At 42.7% G+C, this 15,015-nt stretch carries 10 protein-coding genes; 5 read left to right on the forward strand and 5 right to left on the reverse strand.

Annotation, left to right across the window (positions count from 1 at the left end):
• Positions 1–3 precede the first annotated feature (3 nt).
• From NXR94_RS16390 to NXR94_RS16400, 3 genes are all read right to left on the reverse strand, one after another.
• Positions 4–1,470, reverse strand: a complete 1,467-nt coding sequence (locus tag NXR94_RS16390) for a cytosine permease (protein ID WP_258105761.1) — start codon at positions 1,468–1,470, stop codon at positions 4–6.
• Positions 1,471–1,536: 66 nt separating this feature from the next.
• Complete coding sequence (locus tag NXR94_RS16395) at positions 1,537–4,212, reverse strand: glycoside hydrolase family 20 zincin-like fold domain-containing protein (protein ID WP_258105762.1); 2,676 nt, start codon at positions 4,210–4,212, stop codon at positions 1,537–1,539.
• Between the two features lie 108 nt (positions 4,213–4,320).
• On the reverse strand, positions 4,321–7,812 hold the full coding sequence (locus tag NXR94_RS16400; RefSeq protein ID WP_258105763.1) for a malectin domain-containing carbohydrate-binding protein: 3,492 nt from the start codon (positions 7,810–7,812) through the stop codon (positions 4,321–4,323).
• 148 nt (positions 7,813–7,960) lie between these two features.
• Here NXR94_RS16400 and NXR94_RS16405 point away from each other — a divergent pair, with 148 nt between their 5' ends.
• On the forward strand, positions 7,961–9,397 hold the full coding sequence (locus tag NXR94_RS16405) for a sialate O-acetylesterase (protein WP_258105764.1): 1,437 nt from the start codon (positions 7,961–7,963) through the stop codon (positions 9,395–9,397).
• The gene (locus NXR94_RS16410; RefSeq protein WP_258105765.1) at positions 9,397–11,700 is read left to right on the forward strand and encodes a DUF5703 domain-containing protein; all 2,304 of its coding nucleotides are present in this window, start codon (positions 9,397–9,399) and stop codon (positions 11,698–11,700) included. Before NXR94_RS16405 ends, NXR94_RS16410 begins: the two co-directional genes overlap by 1 nt.
• An 8-nt stretch (positions 11,701–11,708) precedes the next feature.
• On the opposite strand, the gene NXR94_RS16415 is transcribed toward NXR94_RS16410, so the two are convergent.
• Positions 11,709–12,500: an ion transporter gene (locus NXR94_RS16415; RefSeq protein ID WP_258105766.1), complete on the reverse strand. Its 792-nt coding sequence runs from the start codon at positions 12,498–12,500 to the stop codon at positions 11,709–11,711.
• Positions 12,501–12,634: 134 nt separating this feature from the next.
• Between NXR94_RS16415 and NXR94_RS16420 the strand changes: the two genes are divergently transcribed.
• Together NXR94_RS16420 and NXR94_RS16425 are read left to right on the forward strand one after the other, a co-directional pair.
• The gene (locus NXR94_RS16420) at positions 12,635–12,940 is read left to right on the forward strand and encodes a hypothetical protein (RefSeq protein WP_258105767.1); all 306 of its coding nucleotides are present in this window, start codon (positions 12,635–12,637) and stop codon (positions 12,938–12,940) included.
• The gene (locus NXR94_RS16425) at positions 12,937–13,467 is read left to right on the forward strand and encodes a YdeI/OmpD-associated family protein (RefSeq protein ID WP_258105768.1); all 531 of its coding nucleotides are present in this window, start codon (positions 12,937–12,939) and stop codon (positions 13,465–13,467) included. Before NXR94_RS16420 ends, NXR94_RS16425 begins: the two co-directional genes overlap by 4 nt.
• 4 nt (positions 13,468–13,471) lie before the next feature.
• On the opposite strand, the gene NXR94_RS16430 is transcribed toward NXR94_RS16425, so the two are convergent.
• Positions 13,472–14,206: a DUF3108 domain-containing protein gene (locus tag NXR94_RS16430; protein WP_258105769.1), complete on the reverse strand. Its 735-nt coding sequence runs from the start codon at positions 14,204–14,206 to the stop codon at positions 13,472–13,474.
• Between the two features lie 226 nt (positions 14,207–14,432).
• On the opposite strand from NXR94_RS16430, the gene NXR94_RS16435 reads away from it, so the two are divergent.
• Entirely contained in the window at positions 14,433–14,963 is a 531-nt protein-coding gene (locus NXR94_RS16435) for a hypothetical protein (protein WP_258105770.1), read from the forward strand.
• Positions 14,964–15,015 lie beyond the last annotated feature (52 nt).

Below are 15,015 nucleotides of genomic sequence, written 5' to 3' on the forward strand. Positions count from 1 at the left end.
GCACTACCTTTTTTGCTGTTGTATATAGCTCAATCCTATGTAAAGGAGCACGGACAGTATCCATTCAGGAGCAATCATGAACATGAGGTCAGCGTTGATGCTTGCCAGCCAGGGCGGCTGTTGTCCCAAAGCTTCTGTCAGCCATGGAAAGTTGTCCTTACCATAGAAAAACAGCATAATAAAGAAAGAGGCCATCCACGCCACAGCTGCCGGCCAACTTAAGAGTATATTATTCTTTTCTGCATAATCACTTTCGAGCCCAATCTTTGGAAAGATCCAAACATCAACGAAAATGAAGGCTCCTAGGGGCATGAAAAACAGCCCGTAATACCCAATAATCCTATCCAAATAAGCATTGACAGCGGGGATGCATGCCGTAACTATCATGAAGGCACCTGCCAGGAAGGTCACCTTCCATCTTTTCCAGTTCGGTGTAGCCACCTGTATAGCCAACCCTGCACGGTAAAGTGTTGGGTTGGCTGTCGTCCAACCTGCAATCACTACACTGATCAAACCAGCCATTCCTGCGCCGAACAGTGCAATGTTACCCGGTTGTGGGTTTGTAAAACCTTCTGCTAAAAATGCTGCGCAAAGTATACCTGATGCAATCCAGGCCATATAATGGCCGAGGAACATTCCAAAAGCCGATGCAAAACCTTGCTTCCAATCCTTGGCATACCTGAAAATGGTGACATCACTCATCCCGATATGCTGGGTGGCGTTACACAGCCATGCAAAGCCAATCACGTGCCATATGGTATACTTCGAATTGCCCCCAATCGGAACCCCTGTAAAGATCTTTTCACTGGCGATGGTCCAGAAATCTGAAAAACCGGTTGCTCCCAAATCAGCTAGCACAGCTAACCCAGCTGAGAAAAACACCAGCACCATCCAGGGAGCACAGATTTTAGAAAAGTGAGCTATTTTATCAAAACCCAATACCGCCAGGGCTGCAATTACCACTCCCACGATCAATGCTAAAAACATCCACGGAAGTGTTGGAATGGTATCCCCGGCAACATAATCAGGATTAGGTATTCCGAAAGGAATCGAAATAGCCGTGACCGCCACACTTACCATGGCTCCTGCAAGAAGGCACAGAATTACCGCATAGAAGGCACTGTAAGCTACGGTCAGGTAAGGCCCACATATTTTACGCAGTTGCCAGTAGATGGTCAAACGTGTTTTAACAGCTACCGGCGCACAAAACAAGGCCCAGCTCAAAACCGCAAGTACGTTACCAATCAAAAGCCCCACAAAAAAGTCTACAGCAGACACCCCATGCATAACCATCAGAGGGCCCAACACAAACTCAGTTCCTGCCACATGCTCTCCGGCAAACATTGCGATGAAGGTCCCCCAACCATGCAATTTGTTTTTGGCTACCGGCTCGCGATCATATTCGTATAATGCGTCCAGTCTTTCAACAAGGGATGATCCACCTGCTGTGGCCTGCTGAATTTCACTCATATTTTTCTTTTTTGGGTTATAAACAATTTAACACAATCTCCTCAGTAATTTTCCCGCTCTATTGACCTAATAAAATAACCAGTCTAGCCCGGCCATTTGCCCTTCCTGAACAAACCCCGCATCCCTGGGTGAGATCGTCTCCGACCCATCGATAAAGCCCAGTAAGAGGAAGACATCGTTATCGAACCACAACGAATGTTCACCCGGATCAAAATAATAGGTATGTATATTCACTGGAGGTAATCCAATGATTTTGATAGCGTTAAGCAATTTGATATCTGCCTGACCATATTCATTGGCCGAAGCATCGTGCTCAAGTGTTGGTGGAGCTAAAAACTCCGTTTTATCTGACTGAAAATAACCCACTAACATCTTCACGGGCTTTTCATTGGAAAACTTCACCTCCGTATCATGATCATCTAAATCCTGAAAAGAATACAACACTCCCTCAAGCCCTACCAACTCTTCAGCCAAACCTTCGATAACATATTGGCTTTCACTAAATGGTTTAGCTCCTTCTTGCACCTTATATGTGCCTTGAGAACTCCCGGTAAAATTTACTTCAACGGTTGTTAAGGTCTCGCCGGGCTTTTGGCCGGCTTCACCAGAAGTTTTGATCAACAACTCAATATTGCGTTTAAAGTTATCCAGTTCGTCCTGGTAATATGGAAGGAGCTCCTGCCAGGTTTTATTCTTCCCATCATCACCTCCAATCGGTATTCTTCTCTGTTTAGTTTGCATGCTATTGGCATAAGCGTAGGTATCTTTTGTTAGCTCGGCAAGCCTTCCAAAATGCTCGACACTGCGCTCCAGATGTGGTAGCGCTTCCTTCAGGTCCTCAATGTTTTTTGAGTAGCCATAATTCAAAACCTTCATCGCTGCTTTGGCCTTCTCAGAATAGAACCTGGCCAAGACCTCGTAGCAATAAATGTCATTCCTCAATCTTTCAAATTCTTCAGAATTCTTACTCACTCCTTTAACCGCATCTATTACCGCGACTGCCTCCTCCGCATAACTCACCATCTTATCCGCAGCCCATTCTGGTGTCTCGCCTACATGGTTCTCCTGATCGAATTCCTTGCGCGCATATTCCGATAGCAACTCTCCTTCCGGACCGTGGGACTCATAGACCATCTTATTGAGACTGAATTTCTCCGGACTCACCAGCTGGCTCATAAACATTCCCAGTGTCATCGTTTGTCTGTTACCTTCAGTAATACCAAATCGCCTCAGGATCATAGGAGAAATTTCACCAGAAGCTTCATAGGCCTTCAATATCTTCTCTCCACAATCGTCGCACCCATATACCTCTTCGAATAAACCAGACCAGTATTCGATCTCTTTATTACGATCCAGATTCGCATCCCAGGCATATCGTCCCCATGCCTGATACCAAATCCAGTCGCGATCCATTTCAAGCATTTTAGGATCAGTAAGGTCAGGTGCATATGGCCAATCCCAATATGAAGTTTGAGGATATAGATGAAGCCCGTTGGCTCCGTGTGTTGATTTCATCGCCTTTACACTCCTCTGAATAAAGTCAGGAGAGCCATACCTGAAAGGTTCCAAATTGGCCAGGATATGCACATTATCAATATGTGTTGAGCCTAGTTCACTCAGGCTCTTATGGTATTCCGCCCATTTTCCTCTGGGTTCATAAGTTGTCAGAGACTCCCCATTATATTTATTAAGGGTATAGAGATTCTTGTAAAGGGGTAATGCATTTTCCATGACCACCGATGCATTGGTATCATGACCTCTAAGCACAATGGGGGGTTCTTGTGTTTGCCCCATAGCCTTCAGTCCATCCTTCACTCCGGGGATAATCGTTTCCGTAAACCAGGCTACATCATTGTCAATACCTTGCATAGCTTCTCCAAGAGCTACTAAAAGTCCCACATTTGGATACTTTTCTACGAATGCAGCAATGGATTTCCGCGTGTAATCAGCGATATATGGGATGATTGGACGTCCTCGATCCTGAGTTTTAATGCCATAGTGTTCAGCGAAAGGCTTGCTAACAATTATGTTATAAAACATTTGAATCACCCATATTCCTCGTTTATCAGCCTCCTCAGTCAGGAAAGTGAATATTTCCTCATTTTTCTTAAAGGTTTCCTCATCCACTTCAAGAGCAAAGGGATAGTCTTCCAGCTTAACCAATGAAGCAAAAGGATGACCATTCCACAAATACAAAGAGTTGTATTTATTGGCCACCATCATATCTAAATACTTGATCCAAAGCTCCTTATCATAGAACCAAGGGAAGTTCTTAGGTGTATACGGGTATTCGTACACATGTCTGCCGGGGAGATATTCTGTAAGCTGCAGCCCAATACACGTCCCTCTTAGCTTCAAATCGGGAGACTGATCAGACTTATAATCTGAGGGGATTTCTCCTTTGCTCTTGAAAAGATCTGAAAGCTCCATGCAGGCATAAAGAACCCCTGAGTCATCAGCGGCAGTTATCCGAACCTCTGTATCGTTTGCCTGAATTGTATAAGACTCTGGAACAGTAAAAGCTGCGGAATCAATGGCTACCTCGATGCGTCTTCCTTCCTCATGGTCCGATAGCTCAAAGCCATTTGCCATTAAACTTTCCTGAAGTTGGGACAGCCCAAACTGCATTCTGGGCGAAGAATTCTCAGGAAATCCTATACTAATCTCATGGTACTGACAGGACACCAGTAACCATCCGCAAAGGCAAATAAAAACTACTGCTTTAGGTAACTTATAAAGCATAGGGTTTGGGTTTAATGTTATTACGCGGCGAACGTAACTGCCAAATTAGCCAAATAGAACCTGCTGAACTTCCATTATCCAATAGTGGACAATTCTATTAAACTTATATTACTGAACACGGATCCCTCTTAACGCCAATCCCTGGCCATTTTCAACCACAACCTGCACCTTGTATTTACCCGCATTGATCATCGACTCAGTAGTCGTCGATATTTCACGGTATTTAGTCGGTGGTGTCGGATGAAATACCAATTCAGTTGACTGCATTAAAGAACCATCCGCAGCAATCAAGTTGAAAGTAGCCTTAATTTCCTCTTCACTCTCATTAGCAAACTTGAAGTGGATGGCATGATAATCTGCCACTCCCGTAGCAATGGGCCATTCTATAATGCTTCGGGCATTCGAACCCACTATCACAGCCGGTAAATTATTCTTCTCCTCAATTGTCAATTGTCCTGCTTTAAGGATTACAACATCTTCATCATAAGGCACCTTCGGTTTAAGGTCATAAGGCGGCTCTAGTTCTGCTGCCGGTTGCGCTAAGATGATAGCTCCATACTCTTGCCCTGTTGCCCCAAGTTCTAGAGATGATGTCATTGGAAACCGTTTCTTATATACGTCATATTCGATGGTTCCATCTCCTGCCAACTGCACAACAGATTTAGTTCGATCAAATTCATAAACCCAATTAGGAAGGTCAAGTCCCCGTTTTAGTGCCACATACATATCTGCCTCTCGGGCGAAACCAAGTTCTACCATTCCACTTCCATCTTCTGTTTTAATCCAATCTGCACCAAAGAGTTCAGGTGGTAAATTCCTGAAAGCTAATTCACTCCTATCAAATGGTTTTTGTCCCCAGTCCAACCAGGTTGATACTTTACCTCCCCTTTTGACTTGCAATGTTTTTCGAGAAGTTGCCTGTGGTTTTAAATCCTTGTTTTCAGCAGCAATTGCTATGGCGGAAATGATTGCCTGACCTGATTTCACTTCCGGAAAATGAACAACCAGCTTATCTCCGGTGACTTTTACTCGCACTTTTTTAATGAGGGCATGATCGTGACCGACCTCTGACCAAATATCCAAATCATCTATCACCACCTGACCATTGATGGCCACATCAAAATTGCGCCAGTTGACACAATCCAAACCACCTCCGGTGCCGTACCAGGGCTCCACAAAATGCAGCTCCACTTCATAGGTTCCCGGTTCGACCGGAAAATGGAATTTCAATTGCTCCTGTCCAAATCTGAAGGACTGAAAAAGAGGATCATCAGTCGTGTTTAAGATTGGATCAAAAGTTCGCCGTTGGCTCGCGTAGTAAGGTGGCATTTTATCAAATGCATCGGTCCATGAAGTTGATCCCCAGGCATCATCCGACCCAAGATGCACATCTGCCATCCACAAATTCCCGTTAGCATCTTCATAGTCCGGCCCACCACAGTTCACCCGATAGAGATAGTTCACGTCTTTGTTGGGTATTAAAGCCTCCTGTTCCTCGGTGACCTCTTGCGACAAGGGAAGATGATGAAACTCAACTCTATCCATGGCAACCTCCTTGCCATTCACATAACCTACAGCGGTAACAAGACTCTCTGAAATTTCAACATGATCCCACTGAAAATGCCTACCCAATCCCGGATGTTTCTGCTTCCCCAGGGATCGATCACCATTGAATAGCTCTACTTCCTCACAATTACTATAAACAACCAGACTATCCTTCATTCCGGGACCAGCCCAACGATTAGGCCAGGTATGCGAAACGAGATAGACCATCGGTTCCTTATCCTTTGGAGCATGGTTTGCCCGAAACATGTAAAAGACATCTGCAGGCTCTCCCCAAGCAGATAAAAGCCCTTTATAATTGACCGGTCCCACACGATCCAGTTCACGATAAGCCTCTCCACTTTGATTCCTTCCGGGGTTTTCATGTGAAGTGAAAATCCATTGAAAATGTCCCGAGGAGCTATCAGCAGCCATTTCTCCCAATCGCACCTTTTTCTCCATCAACTGGGTGATCCGGTCCTCGCTGTAAGCTCCTTTCTGATCAAAAGGGCCTTCTGTATGTAAGTCAAGTGTTCTCCAGGCACCATATTCTCCTACCAGCACCTGTCTTTTTAAATCCTCATCATAGGTATCGGGATTGCCGCCGTAGGTTCCCGTCCAGTTTTGTGGCACATTCCAATCCGTTCCGGTGCCGCCATTACACGTAGTGACCAGACGCTGATTAGGTGATGTTGGATCAAGTTCACGAATAATTTGAGTACATTCTTTTGCAAATTCTGTTGGTAAAGTACTCTCGTTCTCAAGCCCCCACAATATAATGGACGGACTGTTTCGTCGCTCTTTGATCCAGTCCTTCATCAAGGCTTTGAAGTTCTTTCTAAATTCTGGCGTATCATACCAGATATGTGCACTCATTTGAGTCCACCACAATACTCCCTGGCGATCCCATTCCTGATGGTATCGGAAATTATGCGGCTGGTGTGCATCTCTGAAGGCGTTAAACCCTGCAGCAACTATCTGACTAACTCGGGCTTGAACCATTTCATCACTAAAGGCATGGCTATTACCCATGTTGTGCTCATACTCAGCCGTTCCATTAAGGAAAACCGGTTTTCCGTTGAGAAAGAATCGATTGGACCCGTTTTCAGCAATGTCCCATTTGATCCATCTGATGCCATAAGGAGTAACCTCCTTATCCACTGAAACACCGTCTTCATAAACTTCAGTGACCAAATCATATAAATACGGATCCTGAGTTGACCAAAGCCTTACATTTCCAAAAGGTTCTGAATCCTGCCTTAAATTTTGCGTTTCACCAGCTTCAATAGTTATTGAAGTCGTTTTGGAAGTAACCTCCTCTCCCAGATGATCAACAAGCCTATTGACTACTTCTATTTGTCGGGCTTGAGAAGAATAGTTCTTAATCTCACTCGTAATATGAATTCTTGCAGAATCCTCCCGTACCCGCTCATCATTCCAGACATGAATACCAAATGGTTGGATGCGTATGCTGCTGGTTTCCACCAAATGGATAGGTCTAAAAATCCCCATAGGCTGAGAGCCTTCGCAAAAACCATATTCATCAGAGCAGCCACCACAAACCCAGGGCAAATCCTGAATGAAGGCAGGATGATCTGCTCGGACGGCCAAAAGATTATCATCTCCTTCATGGATGGCATCAGTGACATCTATTGTAAAGGTGGTTCGTCCGCCTGCATGATGGCCTACCTGCTGTCCATTTAGATAAACAGTAGCATAAGAGCCAACCCCCTCAAAAAACAAAAAATACCTTCTCCCCTCGCTGAATTGATCAAGAGACACATGCTTCCTATACCATGCTATTCCGTGTCGGTTCCCGTGCTTTAGGCGTCGATAACCCTCATATTTATCCCAATTATGTGGAACGTTTACCTTAACCCAACTTTCAGCATTAAACCCTTCTTGCTCAAACCCGGCAAATTGATTGATGCTATCTCCTGCAATAGAAACCCAATCATTATTCAATGACCAAACCACGCGCCGCTGGTCCAACACCTGACCACATTGTATCAGAAATGGAATAACAATTGATAGGTAACAGTAAGACTTGAGTCCCATGTTGATTAATGTGTTTATTTGGGGTTCAGGGTATTAATAAAGCATTTCAAAATTAAATGTACTTTTTACACCATCCATCCTGCCTTATCATGCAACCGTTTTCACAAATTCATTCTAGCTTTAATCATCCAAATTTACAAACAACATTATGATGACCTTACGGAACACCCTTTCCCTTGTGCTGCTCTGTCTAGCAGTCTCTTGTTTTGCACAGATCAAACTTCCAGCGCTCTTCAGCGATAACATGGTACTTCAACAACAAACTGAAGCTGCGATATGGGGAACCGAACTGGGCAAAAACAAATTAGTTAAAATAACTACCTCATGGGATAATAAAACCTATTCAGCCAAGGTAAAGAAAGATGGTCAATGGAAAGCTTTTGTGGCTACTCCAAAAGCAGGGAGTTCGTACACCATAACAATTGAAGGCTCAGAGAAAAAGACCATTAAAAATGTAGCTATTGGAGAAGTCTGGTTGTGCTCCGGGCAATCAAACATGGAAATGCCGGTGAAGGGCTTTAGAGGTGAGCCCGTGGAAAATTCCAATGATGAGATCATTCACTCCCTTAATCCCAACATCAGGTTGATCTCCGTACCACGAAAATCAACTACTCTTCCTCAAACCGATTTTGAAGGGAGTTGGAAATCTGCCAGTCCTTCCACTACAGGTGATTTCAGTGCTACAGCATATTATTTTGCCAAACTTGTGCAAGAACTTACAGGAGTCCCTATCGGCCTTGTCGATGTGAATTTTGGGGGTTCAAATGTGGAGGCATGGATGAGTGAATCAATGCTCGTTCCCTACGAAAATGTTGTTATCCCTGATAACGACGATTCCATAAAAGAAGTCAATAGAACACCAACGGTACTTTTCAACGGCATGCTTTCACCCGTCATCGGATATACAATTAAGGGCGCCATTTGGTATCAGGGGGAGTCAAATGCCGAACGACCACTAGCCTATGAAGAACTGTTTCCTGATATGGTACACCATTGGCGAGCACTGTGGGATCAGGGTGTATTTCCCTTTTATTTCGTCCAAATTGCACCATTCAGTTATGATAATTTCTACCCAGCGAATAAGCCCTGGTTTGCTAATTCGGCCTATTTAAGAGACGCACAGCGAAAAGCACAGTACGTTATCCCAAACAGTGGCATGGCGTGCATTTTGGATAAAGGAGATATGAAAACCATCCACCCAATGGATAAAAAGACGCCTGGAGAGCGACTAGCCTATTTAGCTCTTGCCCAAACGTACGGCTTTGAAGGATTTGGATTCGCTACTCCTGACTTTGATGAACTAAACACTGAGGAAAATAAGGTTACCCTCACTTTCAAAAATCTTCCCAATGGCCTTACATCCTATGGAAAAGAAGTCACCGCATTTGAAATCGCAGGAGAAGATAAAGTCTTCTATCCTGCCACGTGCAAGGTGAGGAGAAAGACTGTGCAGATATGGTCTGATCAGGTGGCTAAACCTATCGCTGTTAGGTACGCCTTCAGCAATGAAGGACCTGCTCAGCTTTTTAGCACGGAAGGCATCCCGGTAACTTCATTCCGAACTGACAATTGGTCCGCTGAATAATGAATACCCCTCTTAATACAGCATTTCTTATCTCGGCAATATTTCTATTGTCCTTTTTTGACGTAAGAGGCCAATCGGTCGCGGATTACAATATTGTCTGGGAAAGCCAAAGCAATAACTCCTCCGAATCGATGCCATGCGGTGGTGGCGATATCGGTTTGAATGTATGGGTAGAAAATGATGAATTACTGTTTTACATTTCCAAAAGCGGGGCTTTTGACGAGAATAATACACTACTGAAATTAGGGAGAATGAGGATTGGGATTACCCCGAATCCCTTTACCGATGGATCCTTTAGACAGGAACTCAATTTAAAGGATGGAAACATTGTAATTATTGCTGAAAACGATCAAATCAAGGCCGAGTTGGATATTTGGGTAGATGTTTTTAGTCCGGTGGCTCATGTTGATATTAACACTTCTATCCCATCCGAAATTGAAGTTGGGTATGAGAGCTGGCGCTATAAGGATCGCTCACTTGAGGGTAGAGCAAAATTCGCCAGCTCATACAAGTGGCGAGGTAAAAATGTCGTCACCTCAAAAGACACCATATACACCAGTGACCGAGGCGTAACCTTTGCCCATCTGAATGGTGGCGAAACGATATTTAATCTCACTGTGGATGACCAGCAGCTGACCCCAATAAAGGATCAGCTTTATGATCCATTGAGTAATAGAATCTTTGGTGGGCTGGTAACCGGTAGCAACCTAAAAATCGGCGGAATTTATGAAGGGGTCTATATGGATACGGATTTCAAAGGATGGAAACAAATCAGCAAAGAACCCTCCAAATCACATAATGTATCCGTCATTCTACATAATGAGCAACTCCCCTCTCTTTCAGAGTGGAACAACCAGCTACAAAAGATAATAGATACCCAATCAAACGCAAAAAAACTTAAGAAGAATACCTGCAACTGGTGGAATGACTATTGGGACAGGAGTCACATTAGGATTGATCGCGAGGAGCAAGACTCGGTCTGGCAGGTTGGACGCAATTACCAGCTATTCAGATATATGTTGGGCTGCAATGCTTATGGTGAATGGCCAACAAAATTCAATGGAGGGCTCTTCACTTATGACCCTTCTTCCGTTGATAGCATCTATAAGTTTACTCCCGACCATAGAAACTGGGGTGGAGGTACCCATACGGCTCAAAATCAACGGCTTGTTTACTTCCCCATGCTGAGAAGTGGTGACTTCGATATGATGATTCCGCAATTTGAGTTTTATCTGCGTATCCTTAAAAATGCAGAGTTACGAAGCCAATATTATTGGGGTCATAATGGTGCTTGTTTTACTGAACAAATTGAAAACTTTGGTTTGCCCAATTACGCCGAATATGGCTCCAAAAGACCTGAAAACTATGACCCAGGCATGCAATACAACGCCTGGCTGGAATACCAATGGGATACCGTGTTAGAGTTCTGCCTCATGATTTTAGAAACAGAGACCTATGCTGATAAAGATATTTCCAAATACATCCCACTGATAGAAAGCTCTCTGACCTTTTTCAACGAACATTATCAATATCTGGCCTCAAAACGTGGAACTAAGCTCCTGGATCAAAATGGAGACTTAATTCTATATCCGGGATCAGCATGTGAGACATACAAGATGACCTACAATGCCTCTGCAACTATCGCCGGGCTACAAGTGGTGCTTACTCGACTGCTGAAATCCAGGTATCTACCTGCGGACCATCGAAATACCTGGTCTGACATGCTGGATCAGATCCCAGGTATTCCCTACAGAAAAATAGAGAATAAGGTATTGATTTCCCCTGCTATACATTGGGAAAGGATCAACAACACCGAAGCGCCTCAGCTTTACCCCGTCTACCCCTGGGGGCTTTTCGGAGTGGGCAAACCGGGGCTGGATACTGCTATCAATACCTACAGATACGATCAGGATGTTCAGAAATTCAAAACTCATATAGGATGGAAACAATACAGCATTTGGGCAGCAAGACTTGGAATGGTCTATGAAGCGGTAGAGTTGACCACATTGAAACTCCAAGATAGCGGCAGAAGATTTCCGTCATTTTGGGGACCTGGGTTTGACTGGATCCCGGATCATAACTGGGGAGGTTCCGGAGCCCTTGGGCTACAGGAGATGTTGCTACAAACAACAGATGATCAATTACTCCTTTTCCCATCCTGGCCAAAGGAATGGGATGTGCAGTTTAAGCTTCACGCCCCTTTCAACACAATAATTGAATGTGAATTAAAAGAAGGCAAGATTTCAAAACTTCAAGTGACTCCAAAAGAAAGAGAGAAGGATATTAAAATCCTTCTTCAATAATTCCCAGATTATGATTCTGACCGGCCTCGTTCCTCCAGTAAACGATCAATTTTTTCATTGAGCTTGTCCACCTTAGATTCCAGTTCCTCATTGTTATCCATCACCATCTCATCGACGAAAATGGCATTTACAATGGACATACCAAAGATCCCTCCTGTGAGCACAACAAAAACAAAGAAAATCCTGGTCAAAGCAGGTTTCCATGAACCGGGATCAGAGTTTGCAATCACAGTTGCAGGAATCTCATTCCAACCCTCAAGGGTAAACACCTGAAAAATAGAGTAAAGTGAGAGAACAGGATTAGCAAAGAGCTCAGGAGCTTCGTCTCTGAATAAATAACTGCTTAGTACAGCAAGAAGGATGTTGTAAATTAGGATAGCTACAAACACAAATACTGATGCCCTGAAAGCCCTTACAATCCCGGCAATCATTTGAGATATATTAGGGATAAAGCGCATAAAGCGCAAAATTCTAAGAACCCTCAATAATCTAAAAACCAGTAGATAAGAAATGTCCGGTATATCAACTAATAATTCAAAAAGCGATGGAATGGAGATGGCTACCAGTATAAAATCAAATTTATTCCAGGAATTAGAAATATACTTCTTCCAACCATACATACCCGTTTTCACGAGCACTTCAAAGATGAAAAACAGCGTGAATAAATGATCGAGTAAAACAAAAAAGTCATTCTCATGAAGCCCCTCAAAGCCCATGGAAAACAATAAAATAGAGTTAAGTAGAATGGCCACGAGGATGATCCATTCATTAAGAAAAATGCTTAGTATTCTTGAGATCATTGACGGAACTAAAAAGCTTTCAATTGAATTTAAAAGACATACAATTTTATCAACTCCCGCAATTTATCGCTTTGGGGCTAAAGAATAAAAAACTAAATTAACCGGAAGTACATCGATAACAATCTCTTATATCAATGCAGCCTAAAGATAAATATTTACAAGTACATCACGATTACATTGAAGAAATAGAAATAATAATATCCAAAAAGAGCTCTGGGAAGGTGCACTACTACCTTGATGATGTGAGAAAATTAGAATGTGTGGAAGGGCTTATTCTCGAGAAAAGCAGAAATCCGGACGGAGAATTTATCACCATGGGATCTGAAAAAATCCGACTGGATAAAATTGTTACTTTTTTCGGAAAACCGGGACCATCATATGATGAATACGATCGCTATGCCAATGCCTGTCTGACTTGTGAAAATTTGGATAACAAATGACCACATTTGAAACTGCTCTTCTTCAATTCACAGAAAACAAGGTTTATAATTTTTACTTACACGTTCCGAAAACAATAGGTGATCAATATGCTAATGGTCTCGATCGCAGGGTAGTTTGCTCTTTTGTGCAATCAGGAAAAAAGATTCAGACGGGTCTCGTGCCGTATTCAGAAGGTTACTTTATATTGATCAACCAGCCCCTTTTGAAAGAACTCAATCTTCAACCCGGTGAGTCAATCACCATTAATATCCAAAAGGATGAGTCCGAATACGGCATGCCAATGCCTGAAGAATTAGACATTACCTTGAAGCAGGACATTGAAGCCCGGGAGTATTTCCTCCAGTTAACTGAAGGCAAAAAAAGAAACCTCATTTATATTGTCAACCAGGTAAAGAATACTGATAGCAGATTGAGAAAATCACTGGCAATTGCCGCACATCTGGTTGAGGTTCAGGGAAAATTAAATTTTAAAATGCTCAACGAAAAAATAAAGGAATTTAATCAACAGCGTCACCTCAAGCCCTAGCAACTCAATCTGGATAAGACACCCCTTTCAATTCACAGGTTACCCTCCCTATCCTCATATTCGCTTCTATCATAACAGGTAAATGCACACCATCCCGATTGATTACCCAGAATATAACCGCCTTCTCCTTAGGAAAGGTTGTGCTAATGGGAAATAGCACATAAAGCTTGTAGGCCTTATAATCTTCACCTTCAAAAGTTACCGTTTCATAACCAGCACTCTCTACTCCAAAATCATAAATCTTCTTTTGGTAAAGCGTACTCAGCATTAAGCTGTCACCCACATCAAGTTGCCCCCAGTCAATATTTCTTAAATACATATAGGTCCCTAGAATGTCATAAGTATTTTCTTTGAGAGGCACGTCTCGCTGGCTGAATCTTTTATCTGCCCTGTTCCTCCTGACCCGAACATCAACAATCATTTTCTCATAATCGAAAAAATTGTCCTGATCCCAGGTATCACGCCCTTCAAGCAGTTGGCTTTCCGAATAAACAGGCTTATAAGTCCGGGTATCCAAATAAGATGAATAACGGGCTTCAACATTCTTAATAAAACTCAGAAAACCAACGGTTCTCGCCTTGAGCTCTATACTATATTGACTAATCCCGCCTTGATTCTCGCGGTGATCAATGACCATTGCCTCTGCCTCCCCAAGCCTGAACCATCCATAATTGATACTGTATTCAAGCTTTTCACCGGTCCTAAAGTATTTCACCTGTTGCGCGTTAATTTCGGACATCAAGGATGTCAGAACACAAAAGATAATGAGGCGTAAATATGATCGCATATTTTATTTCGAAGGTTATTTTAGGTTCCACTGAATTCAGTTCAAGCAAAACCTCTGGATGCAAGTTCCGTACCTAACTGGCTCCAGCCTGAAGACTAAATGGTAAAATCACTAGATTTTGTTGTAATTTATCCATCAAATTGGTTTAATATTTGCAGAGAACCTATAAAAATTCAAGATGAAAAAAATATTTCTACTTCCATCAATCTTATTCTTTAGCCTTATCGCCTCAGCGCAGGAATCAGAATCCTTAGGTCAAAAAATTGACAGCTTAACCTATGATTGGGACGAAAAGTCTGAGGAGCTCAATAGTTATGATGGCTTATCCAGATTTTGCACTGACAAGGACTACAGGCTGGAATTTATTGAGACTGTTGAGGGAATCCATCATTACGATTCGGTTCTATACGCAAAGCTCACCAAAGCAGTAAGAATTAGCCATGACAAAGAGATAGAAAAAACCATCAAGGACATTGAAAAGTTTGAGGAGGAATATAGTATGAAAAAATTCATTCACTTCTTGCATGAAGAATGTAAAGGAAGAAGCGAAATAGAAAGAAACTCCAAAGATTTGAAAACAGAGATTGGTTCAGAATCCTATGATAGTCAGGTTTATATGATTGAATTAGAACTTAATAAATATGTTAAGCATATTACCAAAAGGGTGGATATGATCAGAAAGCATGCACATCATTTACATGTCAAGTAGGCCATTCATGAAGGACATAAAAAAAGGAGATCAAAATTGATCTCCTTTTTTT

Origin of the sequence: Marinoscillum sp. MHG1-6 (assembly GCF_024714475.1) — a bacterium.
Classification (GTDB): domain Bacteria; phylum Bacteroidota; class Bacteroidia; order Cytophagales; family Cyclobacteriaceae; genus JAMZMI01.

What these genes read in the sequence shown, in the direction of transcription:
- NXR94_RS16390 (WP_258105761.1), bottom strand. Translation starts at nt 1,470, where the DNA reads ATGAGTGAAATTCAGCAGGCCACAGCAGGTGGATCATCCCTTGTTGAA.
- NXR94_RS16395 (WP_258105762.1), bottom strand. Translation starts at nt 4,212, where the DNA reads ATGCTTTATAAGTTACCTAAAGCAGTAGTTTTTATTTGCCTTTGCGGA.
- NXR94_RS16400 (WP_258105763.1), bottom strand. Translation starts at nt 7,812, where the DNA reads ATGGGACTCAAGTCTTACTGTTACCTATCAATTGTTATTCCATTTCTG.
- NXR94_RS16405 (WP_258105764.1), top strand. Translation starts at nt 7,961, where the DNA reads ATGATGACCTTACGGAACACCCTTTCCCTTGTGCTGCTCTGTCTAGCA.
- NXR94_RS16410 (WP_258105765.1), top strand. Translation starts at nt 9,397, where the DNA reads ATGAATACCCCTCTTAATACAGCATTTCTTATCTCGGCAATATTTCTA.
- NXR94_RS16415 (WP_258105766.1), bottom strand. Translation starts at nt 12,500, where the DNA reads ATGATCTCAAGAATACTAAGCATTTTTCTTAATGAATGGATCATCCTC.
- NXR94_RS16420 (WP_258105767.1), top strand. Translation starts at nt 12,635, where the DNA reads ATGCAGCCTAAAGATAAATATTTACAAGTACATCACGATTACATTGAA.
- NXR94_RS16425 (WP_258105768.1), top strand. Translation starts at nt 12,937, where the DNA reads ATGACCACATTTGAAACTGCTCTTCTTCAATTCACAGAAAACAAGGTT.
- NXR94_RS16430 (WP_258105769.1), bottom strand. Translation starts at nt 14,206, where the DNA reads ATGTCCGAAATTAACGCGCAACAGGTGAAATACTTTAGGACCGGTGAA.
- NXR94_RS16435 (WP_258105770.1), top strand. Translation starts at nt 14,433, where the DNA reads ATGAAAAAAATATTTCTACTTCCATCAATCTTATTCTTTAGCCTTATC.